Raw genomic sequence first — 16,335 nt, 5'->3', positions numbered from 1 at the left:
TCTCGTCACATTCAGATGTACGCATGTCTGCACTCCGTTCACTTTGGACCCAGATCATTAGCGGCGTTCATCATCTCCATCCACACTGTTTCCAGGAGTACTACTCGTATGTCGTTCTCGCGCAACACACGTAGGTTGACGGCCGTCGCCGGCGCCGTCGCCGTTCTGGCCGCTGCCGGCTGCAGCAGCAGTGCCGACGAGGCAACAGGCTCGAACGGCACGACCGTCGATCGAGCCGCGACCGGCGAACTGTCCTCGAACGGTGGTGCTCGTCGTATCGACGGTGATCAGTCGGCCGCAGTGCGCGACGCCGTCAACGCTTCCGGCGCGAAGAACGTCATTCTCTTGATCGGCGACGGCATGGGCGACTCGGAGATCACCGCCGCGCGCAACTACGCCGAGGGTGCTGCCGGCAGCTTCCCCGGTCTCGACGCCCTGGCGATCACCGGCCAGTACACGCACTACGCACTGACCAAGGACGGCAAGCCCGACTACGTCACCGACTCCGCAGCCAGCGGATCGGCGTGGTCCACCGGCACCAAGACCTACAACGGCGCGATTTCCGTCGACATCAAGGGTCAGGCCCAGTCGACCGTCCTCGAGATCGCCAAGGCGAACGGCAAGGCCACCGGCAACGTCTCCACCGCCGAGGTGCAGGACGCCACCCCCGCAGTGCAGGTCGCGCACGTCAGTGGCCGCAAGTGCTACGGACCGGAGGCGACGTCCAAGTCCTGCCCGGAGAACGCCCTCGAGAACGGCGGCAAGGGATCGATCAGCGAACAGCTCCTCGACACCCGCGCCGACGTCACCTTCGCCGGTGGTGCCAAGTCCTTCGCCGAGACTGCGAAAGCCGGTGACTGGCAGGGCAAGACACTCAACGAGCAGGCCGCGGCTCGCGGCTACCAGCTGGTGAAGAACGCCGCCGAGATGAACGAGGTCGGCAAGGCCGATCAGGATGCGCCCGTGCTCGGCCTGTTCGCCGAGGGCAACATGCCCGTCCGCTGGGAAGGATCCGTCGCCACCCGTGACGGTTACCTGCAGCCCGCCGAAACCTGCGTCGACAACCCCAAGCGAACCTCCGACGTACCCAAGCTCGCGGACATGACTCAGAAGGCCATCGATCTGCTGAAGGTCAACGACAACGGTTTCTTCCTTCAGGTCGAAGGTGCCTCGATCGACAAGCAGGATCACGCAGCCAACGCGTGCGGTCAGATCGGTGAAACTGTCGACCTCGACGAAGCTGTGCAGAAGGCACTCGAATTCGCGAAGACCGACGGAGAAACCCTGGTCATCGTCACGGCCGACCACGCTCACACCAGTCAGATCGTCACCAATGTCAGCGCCGACGACATCGCCACCATCGCCAAGGACCAGAACATCCCGGTCGAGCGCGCTCAGGAAATCGTCTACCCCGGCCTGACCCGCAAGCTGACCACCAAGGACGGCTCGGAGATGACGATCAGCTACGGAACGTCCGAAGATCCGGCCGTCGAGTCCGAAGGACATACCGGAACTCAGTTGCGCGTGGCAGCTTTCGGCCCCCATGCGGCCAACGTCAGTGGCCTCACGGACCAAACCGATCTGTTCTTCACGATGACCGACGCGCTGGGTCTCGACCGTTCCAAGGTCGCAGCGCACTGACCTGAGAAACACCCGACCCCGGTAATTCCTGGGTCCAGTCACACCAGAGCTGCCAAGGCGCGCACCCGATCTTCGGGTGCGCGCTTCGGGCAACTGGTGCACTTGCCTTCACCGGGCACCTCGTAGATCAGGCAGCACGACGCCCGCTGCGTGAATCTACGCCGCCCGAATGCCACCGGCACCAATGGATTGGAAACGCGCACAACACTTTCACTGCGGTCGACATCAACAAAACGCGGGGCCGGAATGCCCGGGTTCTCACCGCGGAGAACATCGATCAGGCCGGCAGCAAATGCACTTCCACGCTCCCGCGCGCTACCGGCCGCGTCAAGGCTGCGATTGGCGATGGAGTCCGTCGCGATCGCCCACAGCGCCTGCTGCCGAACGCCGGACACGTCGGCGAGTACCTCGATCACGGGACCGAGCGAGCCGAACATCGCGCGACCCAACTCCGCCACACTCTGCGAGATCGGGATGACCGAACCGGCAGCAAACCCACCCAGATAACCGTTGTCACGCAGGAAGATCCGTCCACCATCCAGCGACGGATCGGCCGCGAACCCGGTAACCATTCCGGTTCCGATCGGAATGCCTGCCAGCGTTGAACTGGCCGAGTACCACCACAACGTGCCGTTGACTCGACTGTCCGCGCTCCCCCATCGCCTGGCCGTATCGGCGACGCGAGCTGCCAACCACTGGGGGTCGGTCATCAACACCGCGGGTACCGTTTCCGGATACGCGGTCAGGTCGTCGAAGAACGGCACAGCTGCTGCCATACGGGCGTAGACCCCGGGTATAGATTCCGTCATGCCAGCCCCAATATCTCCATCCGCGGGCGTACTCCGCGTTCGACTCGCGCCCTGATACCGAAAACCTCGGCCAACAACGGCTCGTCCAACACCTCGACGGTAGACCCACACGCGCGGAGTTCACCATCGGTGAGCACAGCAAGGTTGTCGCAGTACTCGACTGCCAACCGTAGATCGTGCATCGTCACCACAACCGCGAGCCCCGCCGAAGCAAGCTCGGCCAGCAATTCCATCACGATCAGCTGGTGCCGAAGATCGAGATGATTGGTCGGCTCGTCCAACAGCAGAACCCTGGGCTCCTGAGCCAACGCGCGAGCTATCGAGACACGTTGCCGCTCACCACCCGACATGGTCGACACGTCTCGTCCGGCAAGCTCGACCAAACCGACCTGCTCGATGCACCGGTCCACGATGGCGGTGTCCCGCTCCGTGCTTCGGTCCAACCAGCTCCGGTGCGGAGTTCGTCCGAGTGCGATCGATTCACGAACCGAAAGACCCGCCGAGACAGTAGGTTCCTGGACGCTCGCCGAGATGGTTTTGGCGATGTCCTTGCGCGAGAGCGTCGTCGAGTCGGTCTGATCGATCAGAACTGCGCCACCAGTCGGCGTCAAAGCGTTGTAGCAGCAGCGCAGCGCCGTCGTCTTGCCACTGCCGTTCGGCCCGACCAAGCCCAATATTTCACCGGACTTGACTGCGAAAGTGATGCCGCGCAACACTTCGCGATTTCCGAGCCGCGCCCGGGTCTCGACGAGTTCGAGCAGGGGCGCAGTTTCAGAGTCTTTCGGGAGTGTCACTGTTCTGGCCTGTGTCACTGTTCGAGCCTCCGATACTGCCGGTAGAGCATCCAGACGAAAATCGGCGCACCGACGAGGGCGGTGATCACCCCGACCGGGACTTCAGTGGATTGCGCCACCGAGCGCGCAGCGGTATCCGCGGCAACCATCGCGACGGCGCCCAGCAGGGCTGCAGCAGGGAGCAGTCGAATTGCTCTGGTGCCGACGATGAAGCCGGCCAGATGCGGGATCAGCAGACCGATGAAACCGATTCCGCCGGCAACGCTGACAGCTGCGCCGGCCAGTACGGAGACCGCAAGCAAGGACAACACACGAAACCGTCTGACGTTCATACCGAGTGCAGCAGCCCCGTCGTCACCGGTCTGCAACACGTCCATCCATCGCGAACTGAGCAGAAGCGCGGTACCGACGACGACCAGCGTGATTGTCGGGAAGATAAGCGTCGACCATCGCGCATCTCCGAATCCACCGGCAATCCAGTGCATCACCGACGTCACGTGCCGATCGTCGGCCAACACCAGGATGCAAAAGGTGATGAGCGCCGAGAATATCTGGGCGAGCGCGACACCCACCAAAATAATCGCGGTCGGCTGCGGATACCGGCCGCCGATCAGCAGTGCGAGAAACAACGGGATCATCGCCCCGACGAATGCTGCGACCGGAATCGTGAAAACCCCGAGGAGGCCGGCGCCGAAACCCAGCACCGACACGAGCACCACCATGAATCCCGCACCCGACGAAACTCCGAGCAGATACGGGTCGGCAAGAGGATTCCGTGTGACAACCTGAGCAACAGCACCCGACATCGCCAAGGAGGCACCCACCACCGCAGCCGTGAGGGCACGCGGTAAGCGAGAATCGATCACGATCGACTCCCGCGCCGCGGTCCACCATGTCTCGAAAGTCCCTGGCGCCAAACGAGCTCCGACTATCGCCCACACGTCACCGACGGGAATGCGAACCGATCCCAAGGAGACGGCCAACCCCAGTACGATCGCCAAGGCGCACGCCAAGCCGACGAGCAGGGCGCCGTACCCGTAACGCGTGCGAGTCACTTCGCCGCGTCAGCGCCCGGATGGAAGGCCGTCGCGATGGTCTGTGCCGAACGCACCAACCGCGAACTCTCGAACAGGTCCGCGAGAGGGACCACGACAAACCGGTTCTGCTGCACAGCAGGGGTGGTCGCCATCAACGGCTGGGCACGGAGGAAGTCGATCTTCTGCTCGGCTGTCTTGTCGCCGTAGTCGATGACCACGATCGCCTGGGGCGCACGCTCGGCAACAGCTTCCCACGATGCGTCGATGTAGGGCTTTGTCCCTTCGGCGAAGATGTTCGAGACACCGGAGTATTCCGCGACCAATTGACCGACGCCGACTCCGCCGATTGTCGTCGGAACCTGGTCACCGCTGTCGTAGAAGAAGGTCGGCACCGGCGCTGCGTCCCCGACCGAAGCGCGGACGGAATCGAGACCATTGCTGATCTCTTCGGCTACCTCGCGCGCCGAATCTTCGACGCCCAGGAGTCGACCGAGTTGTGTGTAGTCGTTCTCGAGCAATCCGATGTCGGGGAAACCGGTGCCACAGTATTCGGAGAAGAGGAAGGTGTTGATTCCTCGCTCGCCGAAGGCGTCTCGTGAACGCCCTTGCTTCTCGTTGAAGGCACTGGTCATTCCTCCGACCACGAAGTCGGGATCGACGTCGAGGACTTGCTCCATGCTGGGGAAGGTGTCGGAGAGACTGGGAATGCTGTTGAATTGATCGGCCGTCTCAGCAGTTGGTGGGTTGTCGCTGTACGCCCGACCGACAATCCGATCACCCGCGCCGATCTCGATAAGGGCTTCGGTGACGTGTCCGTTCAAGGACACGATGCGCTGCGGCGGCGAATCGAACGTCATCTCGCGATCGCAGTTGGTCACGGACACCGGCTGTGCGAAGGATTCCGCAGCAGACGCTGACTCTGATTCCTGGCCTTTGGAACAACCTGCCGAAACCAAGGCGACCGCAACAAGAACGGCGGCGGCACGGGACGGGGAGAACTGAAGTGACACGGGGACCTCGTAAGGGCTCTGAGCCACGAATGAGAATCCGACAGACAACTCCGCCCGCACGCTGATCCTCGGCCAGAGCTCCTGCTGGACTTCCTTTTCGTAGACCACGACGAATGGATGTCGCACACCGCGCGGTGGGTAATCGGGCTTGCCGACGCTCGGTGACTACCGAGAATCGACCTACCGTTGCGGGTCAGCGCCGGATTCGGACCGGCTTCCCCCACACGCGTGGCTTGCAAGTGCTTCGAGCAGTATGCATGACGTTTCCGATTCAAGACCAAACGCCCACTACAGTCGATCTGGCCAGACGCCCCCACACACCGGAGTTGATACATGACACGCTGGGCCCAAACCGTCGTTGCCCGGAAATGGTGGGTACTGAGCCTCGCGGTTCTGATAGTTCTCATCAGTGGGGTGTGGGGACTCGGAGTGTTCGGCAAGCTCAGCCAGGGCGGCTTCATCGATCCGGGCAGCGACTCCGCGAAGGTCGCCGACATCATCGAAGACAATCTCGGCCCACAGACCCCGGACATCATCGCGATCTATTCGCCCACGGGCGGTAAGACCCTGGACGACATCGGGCCGGCAGTGACGGCCGCGGTCGACCAGTTCAAAACGGAAGTGCCGACGGCGTCGGTGAAGTCGTATTGGGGAACGGACGCGGCGGCCAAGGCCAGCCTGCTCTCGAACGACGGATCCATGGGCGCCGTTGCGATCACGTTGGCACCGGACTCGGGAGTCACGCCGGCCACTTTCGCCGATCTCTTGCCGAAGCTCGAAGTCGAAGGCGCCGAGGCACAATTCGCGGGCAACACCGTCGTCGGCGTCGCATTCAACACCAAACTCGAGAAAGACCTGGTGGTCGCCGAGGCCATCGCCATTCCGATCACTCTGGTGCTGCTGGTCTTCATCTTCGGCGGCGTCGTCGCTGCCGCGGTTCCGGTGTTCGTGGGTGTACTCAGTGTCCTGAGCGCATTAGCGGTTCTCCGGATCCTCACCTTGATCACCGATGTGTCCTCATTCTCGATCAACGTCGCTTCTCTTCTCGGGTTGGGACTGGCGATCGACTACGGACTGTTCGTGGTCGGCCGGTTCCGTGAAGAACTGAATTCAGGCTCGGATCCGGGAGCTGCTGCCCAGCGAACAGTTCTGACGGCGGGTCGCACCGTCATGTTCTCGGGTCTACTGCTGATCTGTGCGTTCAGCGGCATGCTCGTTTTCCCCCAGGCCGTCATCCGATCTCTGGGCTTCGGCGCGATCGCTGCGGTACTGAGCGCGGCTGTCCTGTCGCTGACTGCTGTGCCTGCGCTGCTTGCCATTCTGGGTCACCGCATCAATGCCCTGACGTGGCGCAAGGACGCGGCACAACGCGGCGAGGAACGCTCGCGTAAGTTCTGGGGCCGCGTCGTCACGTGGGTGATGAATCGTCCGGTGGCGGTCTCGGTGACGATCGTCGCCGTGCTGCTCGTGATGGCCTCGCCTCTGCTCGGCGCCCGTCTGGGAGAGCTCTCGTACACCGCCCTGCCGGACAACGACCCCGCTCGAGTCGCGATGGCTACATTGGTCAACGACTTCCCGCAGACCGGAAACGGCGCGACGATGATCCTGCAGGCCGAGGACGGGAACACTCTCACCCCGGCCGAAGGTGCAGCGATCGCCGAGTCCGCCGGTCAGGTCGAGGGCATCGGTCAGGCAACCGTGGTTGCGAGCACCAATCAACTCATCGCGGTTCAGGCGCTGTACAGCGAGGGGTCCACGCCCCAATCGCAGAGCGCCGCAGTCACGGATCTACGAGCGATCTCCGCTCCGGACGGAACGGTGCTGCTTGTCGGCGGCGGTCAAGCCATGGTCGACGACGGCAACAACGCCGTCCTGCACTGGCTACCGGTGATGATCCTCATCATGGTCGGATCCACCCTGATCCTGTTGTTCCTTGCATTCGGGTCGGTGGTCCTGCCCATCAAGGCGGTGCTGATGGCAGCCCTGAGCCTCGCGACCACCTTCGGCGTCCTGACCTTCGTCTTTCAGGACGGACACGGCGTCGAACTCCTCGGGGTCAGTCAAACTCCGCTGGAGGCGACGTTCGTCGTGCTCATCCTGGCGGTGGTCTTCGGATTGTCCACGGACTACGAGGTTTTCCTGATGTCAAGGATGGTCGAGGCCAAGAACGCGGGTGCGACGACAGAGGAAGCGGTCAAGTTCGGAACCGAGCGCACCGGCCGCATCGTGACGGCTGCCGCCTTACTCCTGATCGTGGTGACCGGGGCCTTCGCGATGTCCGGGCTGTCGGTGATGAAGTTCCTGGGCGTCGGCATGATCGTCGCACTGATCGTCGACGCGACCATCATCCGCATGTTGCTCGTGCCCTCGCTCGTGAAGTTGATGGGCGAAGCGAACTGGTGGGCTCCCGCGTGGATGAAAAAGCTTCATGCGAAGGTCGGCATCGGCCACTGATTTTGGGCCACTGATTTCTGGCCACTGATCGCGCACTAGTGGATTTCCCTGATCGGGCAGTCGTCCTCGAGGATGACTGCCCGATCGTCTAAATCGCTCCGCAGGGCGATGTTCTCCGAAGCTGATTTCGTCAGACTTGGAGCATGACAATTTTCGAATGGATCCTTGCTATCCCCGCTCTTGCGCTTGCCGTCGCGTTCTTGTTCTCCGGAATCATCTCCGCGGGCATCGACTTCGACGCCGAGGACGGGGTCATGACGCATTGATGTTCGTTTCCCTCTAGCCGCTGATCTTACTTTGGAGTAAGTTACCGACTATGGCCACATACATCGTCACTGGCGGTACCGGATTTCTCGGACGAGCTGCACTGCCACTCCTGCTCGAGCGTGATCAAACTGCTCAGATCCATGTGCTGGTCAGAGCCGGTTCTGTCGCCAAACTCGAAGAACAGGTGTCGGCAATTCCCGGCGGCGATCGCGTGCATCCGCTCATTGGAGATCTGACGGAGCCTGGGTTGGGCATCGATTCTCCCCCACCTGCCGACCACGTCCTTCACCTCGGCGCGATCTACGACATCACCGCCGGAGACGAGCAGGCTTCGACGAATGTCGAGGGCACACGCTCCGTGGTCGACCTTGCCGCACAGCTGGGAGCCACTCTTCATCACGTGTCATCAGTCGCAGTTGCGGGCGACTACCCGGGAACCTTCAGCGAAACCGATTTCGATTGCGGTCAAGGCTTTCCCACGCCGTACCACCGAACCAAGTTCGAGGCCGAGAAAATCGTTCGGGAACGAGAAGGCCTCACCTGGCGTGTCTATCGACCCTCTGCCGTGGTCGGTAACTCCGTCACCGGAGAGATGGACAAGATCGACGGTCCGTATTACTTGTTCCCAGGACTGGCGCTACTCGCGAAACTACCTGCAGCACTCCCCGTCCCGATCCCCAACCTCGGCGCGACCAACGTGGTGCCCGTCGATTACGTGGCCGCCGCCCTCGTCGAATTGATGCATGTACCCGGCCATGACGGCGAAGCATTCCATCTCGTGAATCCGAAACCTCAACCGGTACGCGAAATCTATGCCGGACTCGCCAAGGCCGCCGGAGCGCCGCGGCCCGCACTCAGCCTGCCGGGCGTGATCGCCAAACCCTTCGTATCGCCGTTGCCGATGGATTCGGCAGAATCGGCACGGAAGGTCTTCCTCGATCGCATCGGCATGCCTGCAGCATTACTCGACAACATGACGATGGCGCCGACATTCACCTCCGCGAGAACCGTTGCCGCCCTATCCGGATCGGGACTGGCGGTCCCCGAGTTCGGGTCGTACTCGACTGTGTTGTGGAAGTACTGGCGCGCAAACCTCGATCCCAATCGCGCACGTCGCAAGCATCCCGAAGGACCACTCGTCGGGCGGATAGTTCTGATCACCGGAGGCTCGTCCGGAATCGGCAAGGCATCTGCCATTGCCGCCGCTCAGAAAGGCGCCACCGTTCTCCTGATCGCGCGCCGCACCGACGAACTCGATGCCGCGGTACAGGAGATTCGATCAGCCGGGGGCAAGGCATTCGGTTATCCCTGCGACATCACCGACGACGAATCGGTCCAGCACACGATCAAAAGCATTCTGGCAGAACATGATCACGTGGACATGCTGGTCAACAACGCCGGCCGATCAATCCGACGCGGCATCTACCACTCCACAGATCGTTTCCACGACTACGAACGAACGATGGCCGTGAATTACTTCGGCGCTGTGCGATTGGTTCTGGCATTGTTGCCGACCATGCGTTCTCGCCGCTTCGGCCACATCGTGAACATCAGTAGCGCGGGAGTTCAAGCGGCGACGCCCCGATTCTCGGCCTACGTGGCGAGCAAAGCTGCCCTCGACGGTTTCTCGGACGTAGCCGCCTCCGAAACCCTGGCAGACGGAATCACTTTCACGACTATCCACATGCCGCTGGTCGAAACACCGATGATCGCTCCGACCGGCGAATACAACAACGGCCCGATCACCAGCCCGGAAAAAGCTGCGGCAATGGTGATCCGCGCGCTGATCGACCGCCCCAAACGCATCGACGTGCCACTGGGAACTTTGGGCGATCTGGGAACCCTGTTCGCACCGCACACCAAGGACCGGATCCTCAACCAGATGTACCAGGCCTTCCCCGATTCTCCGGCGGCAAAGGGTCAGGTAGACAAGGAAACTCCGGCAGACGTTCCGGCAACACCGACGCGTCAGCATCATTCACGTTCGCGCATCCGCAAACTCGGCCGACGCGCTGCCCGACTCGTGCCTGGGACGCACTGGTGACCGGTCGTGCGACTTCGCCCCCGAGGGCATTCGTCAGAGGAACGGACAAGAGGAACGGGTCTGCGGGTTCAGTCGCCGAATCCTCACCGGGGTCACGCTGGCAAAAGCAATCAACCGCCAGCTGCACAGGGTTCCGTATCGGTGCCTGATCGTGGGACCACCAGACCAGACTCGTAGGCGATGACGACAGCGTGCGTTCGATTCTGAGCACCGAGCTTTGCCAGCACATTTCCAACGTGCGTCTTCACCGTCTCCAGGCTCACCACCAGAACCTGAGCAACATCCGAGTTGGACAGCCCGGTGGCCATCAACCGCAGTACCTCTTCCTCCTTTGCTGTCAGCGCTGCATTCGGGAACGCCTCGGCGGAAACCAATGGACGGGGCGTAACCATCCGGCGTAGCGCGGCAGGGAACAGGATCACTTCGCCCGCCGCCACTACCCGTACTGCCGCTGCGATCTGCGGGACTGGGAGCCGCTTCAGCACGAAGCCACTCGCACCCGCACTGAGCGCGGCCGTGACGTAGCCATCGTTCTCGAAAGTGGTGATTACCAAGACTTTCGGCGGTTCGGTGCACTCGGCCTGGAGGTGCCGGGTTGCCTCTATACCGTTGCGCAGCGGCATCCGCACGTCCATCAGCACCACATCCGGACGAAGTTGCCGCGAAAGCTCCACTGCTTCGATACCGTCGGAAGCCTCGCCGACGACCACAATCCCGGGCTGAGCTGCGAGCAGCATACGCAGGCCGCTGCGGGTGACGTCGTCGTCATCCGCAATCAGCAGGGTGACTGGCATGCTTGCAGGGTTGGAGGCGTCCTCACTCCAGTTGGCTTCGGTCATCGTGCCACCCGTACCGGCAACTGAACACTCAATCGCCAGCCCTGGGCTCCGTCCGGTCCAGCCTTGAACTCACCGTTCAAGAGTCGCACGCGCTCGGCCAGACCGCCCAGGCCGCGCCCTGATCTTCGAACTACGTCTTCCTTTCCCCCCGTCACTGCCCCGATGCTGTTGACCACTCTGAGCTCGACGCTCTCCGAGCCGACTGCCACCGTGATTTCGATCGGCCCACTGTCCCCGTGCCGCAGAGCATTGGTCGTCCCCTCTTGCAGGATCCGGTACGCCGCGCGCGAGAGTGTCCCCTGGATCTGTGAAAGGTCACCCGACAGGTTCACCTCCACAACCGCCCCCGCATGCCGCAACCGATCAACTAACGCAGGCAAGTCCGACAGCGTCCGAGAAGGTACAGCCCCAGGCCTCTCCTCGCGAAGTACACCCAGTACATAGTCCAGGTCCTCGAGCGCTGCCCGTGTCGACTCCTCGATGCTACGCATGGCGGCCCTCGCGGCGGCAGGATCGGAGGCAAGCACCTCGCCCGCCACCGCCGCCTGGATCGTGGCGGCGGTGAGCGTGTGCCCGATCGAGTCGTGCAACTCGTGAGCGACCCGATTACGTTCGGCCAGTTGCAGTTCACGTTCTTCCGCCAGCGCGAGCCGTTCGGCCGTGGACGGCCCCAACAGTCGTGGCGCCAGCCACCTCAGCAGTGTTGCCACCAGGACACAAATTCCTGCCGCAAGCAGGAGGCAGCCGGCCGCCACAACCCAGGTCCATCCACCCGTCACGTCAACCGACGTATCGAACAGACTGATTCGCGCCGTGCCGCCGAGCCAGTTCCCCGGGAGCGAAATCCCCATGATGAAAAGGACGATGGCCGCGAGCGCCGCCATCCAGCCCACCATGACATGCAGGACAATCCAGAGCGGGGCACGCCAACGATCAATGTCCGAGAGGTTGGGAGTACGGTGTCCGAGCGCTGGGCTCGGCAGCGACACCTGCAGAAGTCGGCGGGCAGACACGATGAGCGCGCGTCGCACAGGATGTGCCAGGCCGAGTGCTCCCACCAGAGTCACCCATATGAGCAGGACCGAAAGCGCCCGGACGAACTCGGGTGCGGATTGCCACACGAGAGCAGGCAACATAGCAACCACCAGAAGTGGCAGGCTCGCCAACACACCACAAAAGGCGAAAAGCACAGCTGAGTATGTAGAGCCCCGCATCAGCGGTCGTAATCCTGTGATCATGATTCGACCAGTATGACTGGGCCGCTCGGCGATGGCCTCCCCCAATCGAGGGAGATGGTTTTCCCGCGTCGGAGCGATGCGCGACCGATCCTCAAGCAGACACGATCGTGTCCAGACCGATCAATCTCTCCAAGGAGTTCTACTGATGCGTCGCTACAGTCGACAGGGCCAACTTAACTCACCCCGAAGACAAGGCCGGAAACGGCACCGCGCCCTCTGTTCCGTCGCAATGACTCTCAGCGTGGTCACCCTCGGCGCGTGCTCGTCGACCGCAGATACTGCCGCTGCGGGGCACGATACGGTTCAACGCTCACTCGACGCACTGGTGAGCGAGGACGGACTACCCGCCGCCCTCGCAAGCGTCCAAGACCGAAACGGTAACTCCCACAACTACACCGCAGGAGTCGGTGACCTGACCACCGGATCAGAGGTGCCGCACAACGGCCAGATACGGATCGGCAGCAACACCAAAACCTTCACCGCAGTAGTGGTCCTGCAACTGGTCGCCGACGGAAAGATCGAACTCGACACCCCCATCGAGACCTACCTACCCGGACTCGTCCGCGGAGAAGGGATCGACGGCCACAACATCACCATCCGCCAACTCCTCCAACACACCAGCGGACTCCCCAACTACAGCAACTACCTGGAAGACGAAGTCCGATACTACGATCCACGCGAACTTCTCGACATCGCGCTCGAACATCCCGCCGACTTCGCCCCCGGAACGAGTTGGAAGTACAGCAACACCAACTACGTCCTCGCCGGCCTACTCGTACAGAAGATCACCGAAAAACCCCTCGCCGAGGAGATGAACCGGCGAATCTTCGCGCCGATCGACTTGCAGCACACGTACTTTCCTGAACCATACGACGAGAAGATCTCGGAACTCCACCCCCGCGGCTACTACCGGGAGTCATCGGACGCGCCTCCCGTCGACATCACAGAGATAGACCCCTCGTGGGGATGGGCAGCAGGGCAGCTGATCTCCACCACCTCGGACCTCAACCAGTTTCTCCACGCACTCCTCGACGGACGACTGCTCCCCGCAGCCCAACTCGACCAGATGCGCACTACCGTCCCCGCGGAGGAAACCTTCGGACCCGGGGCCCGCTACGGACTTGGATTGGTCAGCCGGCCGCTACCGTGTGGCGGCCTGTCCTGGAGCCACGGCGGCAGTTTCCCTGGATACGAGACACGCGGGGGCGCTACCGACGACGGACGCGAAGCGAACATCGCGGTCACCATGCAAGTCGCCGACGATGCCACCCGGAGAAAACTCGAACACGCGGTGGATATCGCCCTTTGCCGCTGAGGCTCTCCTGTCAATCGCCAAAAGTCGCCTACTCCGGAATAACTCGTCAAACCGACAGTATCGGCTGCGAGACGCGGGACTCCGAGGTGCAGCCAGCTACACCCCATACGCTCCGGCACGCACCACCGAGAGACTGCACTTCGCACCATGGAGGAGGCGTACGCACGTCAATACTGTTCTCTGCATATGGAACTCACCATGAGATCCGACAACAGGAGGCCACAACCAATGACCACCCTTCGACGTCGCCCCCTGCTCACCGTACTTCCGGCAGTCACCGCTGCAGCCCTCATATTGAGCGTCAGCGGATGTGGTGACACCACTGATTCCACTCGGCAAAGCGACGCTGCCGTGCAACAGGTGCTCGACGGCGTCATCGAGCAGGGGATCCCCGGCGCACAACTCGTGATCTCCGACCCGTCGCGGGGCACTCGCATCATTCGTGCGGGAATGGGAAACACCGCCACCGGCGAGCCTATCCCCGATGATGCGCGGGTCCGAATCGGCAGCAACACAAAGGCCTTCGTTTCGACCGTCGTCATGCAACTCGTCGACGACGGACTGCTCGACCTCGATATAAGCATCGAGCACTACCTGCCCGGAACGGTCGTAGGCAACGGGAACAACGGCAACCGAGTCACCATTCGAGATCTCTTGCAGCACACCAGTGGACTGACGGACTACCTCGCCGCCGGCGGAGCACGGCCGGAAGACATCAAGCCCGGCCAGCTGCTGGTGGGGACAAGCGCACAACCATCGGAGCACTTCTCCCCCACTGAACTGGTCGATATCGCGATGTCTCTTCCACCCGGCCCGGCCGCCAAAGACAAGGCTGTCTATTCGAACACGAACTACATTCTGCTCGGGATGCTCATCGAGAAGGTCACAGGACGCCCTGCCGCGCAGGAGATCACCACCCGCATAATCGATCCGCTCGGACTGAAGGACACCTATTTTCCCGCCTCCCGCGAGACACAGATCCGCGGTTCTCATGCACAGGGCTATCACCCGATTGACGGCATTCAGGTCGATGTCACCGATGGCGACGTGTCGTGGGCCGACACCGCAGGTGCGATGGTCGCAACCGGCGCCGACCTCAACACTTTCTTCACGGCTTTGCTACGCGGCGATCTCGTCTCGAATGACAGGCTCGCCGAGATGAAACACACCGTGCCGTTCGACAGGAGCCCGCAGGACAGCTACGGACTCGGGCTGGTCCGCGTGAACAGCTCCTGCGGGAAGGAGATCTGGGGTCACGGCGGCGGAATTCCCGGCTTCGGCACCTCGGGCGGAGTCGATACCACAGGACGCGCTGTGACTCTCACCCTCAATCACATCCCGATGAGCGAGGACGCCTTCGTAGCGGCACAGCGAGTTGTCGACGCAGCGATGTGCGCGGAGTGAAGGAAACATGTTCGTGCACGACTTCGCGCGCAACATCGAACAACGATTCTTCCCGATCGAACGATGTCCCGACCCCTACCAATCCTCAGGAGTTCTACTGATGCGTAACAATATTCGAAAGGTCTTCCCTTCCTCAGATCGACGGCAGGACCGCAAACGGCACCGGACCTTTTCGGTCGTTACCGCGATGGCCCTCGGTGCCATGACGCTGGCGTCCTGCTCGCCGTCGTCCGCCCTCAGTCCCGATACCGTCGGTTCTTCCTCCACCGAGTCCGACGCGGTTCAACGCTCCCTCGACGCACTGGTGAGCGAGGACGGACTACCCGCCGCCCTCGCAAGCGTCCAAGACCGAAACGGTAACTCCCGCAACTACACCGCAGGAGTCGGTGACCTGACCACCGGATCAGAGGTGCCGCACAACGGCCAGATACGGATCGGCAGCAACACCAAAACCTTCACCGCAGTAGTGGTCCTGCAACTGGTCGCCGACGGAAAGATCGAACTCGACACCCCCATCGAGACCTACCTACCCGGACTCGTCCGCGGAGAAGGGATCGACGGCCACAACATCACCATCCGCCAACTCCTCCAACACACCAGCGGACTCCCCGAGTACGGCATACACGTCAATGACGAAGAGATCAGATACCGCTACGCCGACCCCCACGATTTGCTCGACATCGCCTTCCAACACCCCGCCGACGCACCGCCCGGAACGAGTTGGGGGTACAGCAACACCAACTACATTCTGGCCGGCCTACTCGTACAGAAGGTTACCGGCCGTCCCCTCGCCGAGGAGATGAATCGACGTATCTTCGCGCCGATCGGCCTGCGCGACACCTACTTCCCATCCCCGGGCGACATGACCATCCGGGGTCCCCATCCCAAGGGATACCACCGCACCACACCAGACAGCCCACTGAGTGACGTCACAGAGATGGACCCGTCGTGGGGATGGGCAGCAGGGCAGCTGATCTCCACCACCTCGGACCTCAACCAGTTCCTCCACGCACTCCTCGACGGACGACTGCTCCCCGCAGCCGAACTCGATCAGATGCGTACCACCGTCCACGTCGGCGGGCCCACCGGACTCGAGTACGGCCTCGGCCTCACCAGCAGGACTCTCTCGTGCGGCGGGGTCTACTGGGGCCATGGCGGCGACATAGTCGGTTACGAAACCCGCGGCGGCATCACCGACAACGGGCGGGCCGTAAACCTTGCGGTGACTGCTCTGCCCTCGACTGCATCCGCCACGCAACACGTCGTAGACACCGTGGACAGAGCTTTGTGCAGTTAAAGCTCTGGTGACAGCGTCACCGGGAATCTCACCCGAGTGACGCTGTACCGACCGACGAAACATTCGGTCGGTTATTGGCCGAACGGACCAATGCGGCCAACGTGTCCGCTGCCACACTTCATCAGTCCATGCGGCACAACGCAATTCAGGAGGCATGATGAAGTCGGAACGCGCCACGGTTGAGGA

At 62.2% G+C, this 16,335-nt stretch carries 13 protein-coding genes and 1 riboswitch; of the genes, 7 read left to right on the top strand and 6 right to left on the bottom strand.

Going from position 1 to position 16,335, the window contains the following annotated elements; translation table 11 throughout:
- Nucleotides 1-108: 108 nt before the first annotated feature.
- Entirely contained in the window at nt 109-1,641 is a 1,533-nt protein-coding gene (gene phoA / locus ACFQ6H_RS13015) for an alkaline phosphatase (RefSeq protein WP_378646455.1), read from the top strand.
- 38 nt (nt 1,642-1,679) lie between these two features.
- Here phoA and ACFQ6H_RS13010 read toward each other — a convergent pair whose 3' ends face one another.
- From ACFQ6H_RS13010 to ACFQ6H_RS12995, 4 genes are read right to left on the bottom strand one after another with little or no spacing between them, the layout of a single operon-like run.
- A complete protein-coding gene (locus tag ACFQ6H_RS13010) occupies nt 1,680-2,450 on the bottom strand; it encodes a (2Fe-2S)-binding protein (RefSeq protein ID WP_378636460.1) in 771 nt (256 codons plus the stop codon).
- Complete coding sequence (locus ACFQ6H_RS13005) at nt 2,447-3,244, bottom strand: ABC transporter ATP-binding protein (RefSeq protein WP_378646453.1); 798 nt, start codon at nt 3,242-3,244, stop codon at nt 2,447-2,449. The genes ACFQ6H_RS13010 and ACFQ6H_RS13005 overlap by 4 nt, the downstream gene beginning before the upstream one ends.
- A gap of 14 nt (nt 3,245-3,258) precedes the next feature.
- Nucleotides 3,259-4,299 (bottom strand): FecCD family ABC transporter permease, encoded by a 1,041-nt coding sequence (locus tag ACFQ6H_RS13000; protein ID WP_378636469.1) that lies wholly within the window; start codon nt 4,297-4,299, stop codon nt 3,259-3,261.
- Entirely contained in the window at nt 4,296-5,291 is a 996-nt protein-coding gene (locus ACFQ6H_RS12995; protein ID WP_378646532.1) for an ABC transporter substrate-binding protein, read from the bottom strand. Before ACFQ6H_RS12995 ends, ACFQ6H_RS13000 begins: the two co-directional genes overlap by 4 nt.
- Nucleotides 5,292-5,406: 115 nt before the next feature.
- Nucleotides 5,407-5,553: riboswitch (cobalamin riboswitch) on the bottom strand.
- Nucleotides 5,554-5,624: 71 nt separating this feature from the next.
- Here ACFQ6H_RS12995 and ACFQ6H_RS12990 point away from each other — a divergent pair.
- From ACFQ6H_RS12990 to ACFQ6H_RS12980, 3 genes are all read left to right on the top strand, one after another.
- Nucleotides 5,625-7,745 carry an MMPL family transporter gene (locus ACFQ6H_RS12990; protein WP_378646451.1) on the top strand — a complete coding sequence of 707 codons (2,121 nt, stop codon included), beginning with the start codon at nt 5,625-5,627 and terminating at the stop codon, nt 7,743-7,745.
- 143 nt (nt 7,746-7,888) lie between these two features.
- Entirely contained in the window at nt 7,889-8,011 is a 123-nt protein-coding gene (locus tag ACFQ6H_RS12985) for a hypothetical protein (protein WP_003940840.1), read from the top strand.
- 50 nt (nt 8,012-8,061) lie between these two features.
- Nucleotides 8,062-10,056 carry an SDR family oxidoreductase gene (locus tag ACFQ6H_RS12980; RefSeq protein ID WP_378545235.1) on the top strand — a complete coding sequence of 665 codons (1,995 nt, stop codon included), beginning with the start codon at nt 8,062-8,064 and terminating at the stop codon, nt 10,054-10,056.
- A 110-nt stretch (nt 10,057-10,166) separates the two neighbouring features.
- Here ACFQ6H_RS12980 and ACFQ6H_RS12975 read toward each other — a convergent pair whose 3' ends face one another.
- Both ACFQ6H_RS12975 and ACFQ6H_RS12970 read right to left on the bottom strand, forming a co-directional pair.
- Nucleotides 10,167-10,895 (bottom strand): response regulator, encoded by a 729-nt coding sequence (locus tag ACFQ6H_RS12975; RefSeq protein ID WP_378646449.1) that lies wholly within the window; start codon nt 10,893-10,895, stop codon nt 10,167-10,169.
- Nucleotides 10,892-12,031, bottom strand: a complete 1,140-nt coding sequence (locus ACFQ6H_RS12970) for a sensor histidine kinase (protein WP_378545241.1) — start codon at nt 12,029-12,031, stop codon at nt 10,892-10,894. The genes ACFQ6H_RS12975 and ACFQ6H_RS12970 overlap by 4 nt, the downstream gene beginning before the upstream one ends.
- Nucleotides 12,032-12,362: 331 nt before the next feature.
- On the opposite strand from ACFQ6H_RS12970, the gene ACFQ6H_RS12965 reads away from it, so the two are divergent.
- The 3 genes from ACFQ6H_RS12965 to ACFQ6H_RS12955 all read left to right on the top strand — a co-directional run bounded on the left by ACFQ6H_RS12965 (nt 12,363) and on the right by ACFQ6H_RS12955 (nt 16,149).
- The gene (locus ACFQ6H_RS12965) at nt 12,363-13,448 is read left to right on the top strand and encodes a serine hydrolase domain-containing protein (protein WP_378646447.1); all 1,086 of its coding nucleotides are present in this window, start codon (nt 12,363-12,365) and stop codon (nt 13,446-13,448) included.
- A 228-nt stretch (nt 13,449-13,676) separates the two neighbouring features.
- Nucleotides 13,677-14,852 carry a serine hydrolase domain-containing protein gene (locus ACFQ6H_RS12960; RefSeq protein ID WP_378646445.1) on the top strand — a complete coding sequence of 392 codons (1,176 nt, stop codon included), beginning with the start codon at nt 13,677-13,679 and terminating at the stop codon, nt 14,850-14,852.
- A 100-nt stretch (nt 14,853-14,952) separates the two neighbouring features.
- Nucleotides 14,953-16,149: a serine hydrolase domain-containing protein gene (locus tag ACFQ6H_RS12955; RefSeq protein ID WP_378646443.1), complete on the top strand. Its 1,197-nt coding sequence runs from the start codon at nt 14,953-14,955 to the stop codon at nt 16,147-16,149.
- Nucleotides 16,150-16,335: the final 186 nt, after the last annotated feature.

Origin of the sequence: Rhodococcus sp. NPDC056506 (genome assembly GCF_042794945.1) — a bacterium.
Taxonomy (GTDB): Bacteria; Actinomycetota; Actinomycetes; order Mycobacteriales; family Mycobacteriaceae; genus Rhodococcus_F.
Note: the sequence above shows the minus strand (reverse complement) of the source record. Positions and strands in the feature narration are given on the sequence as shown.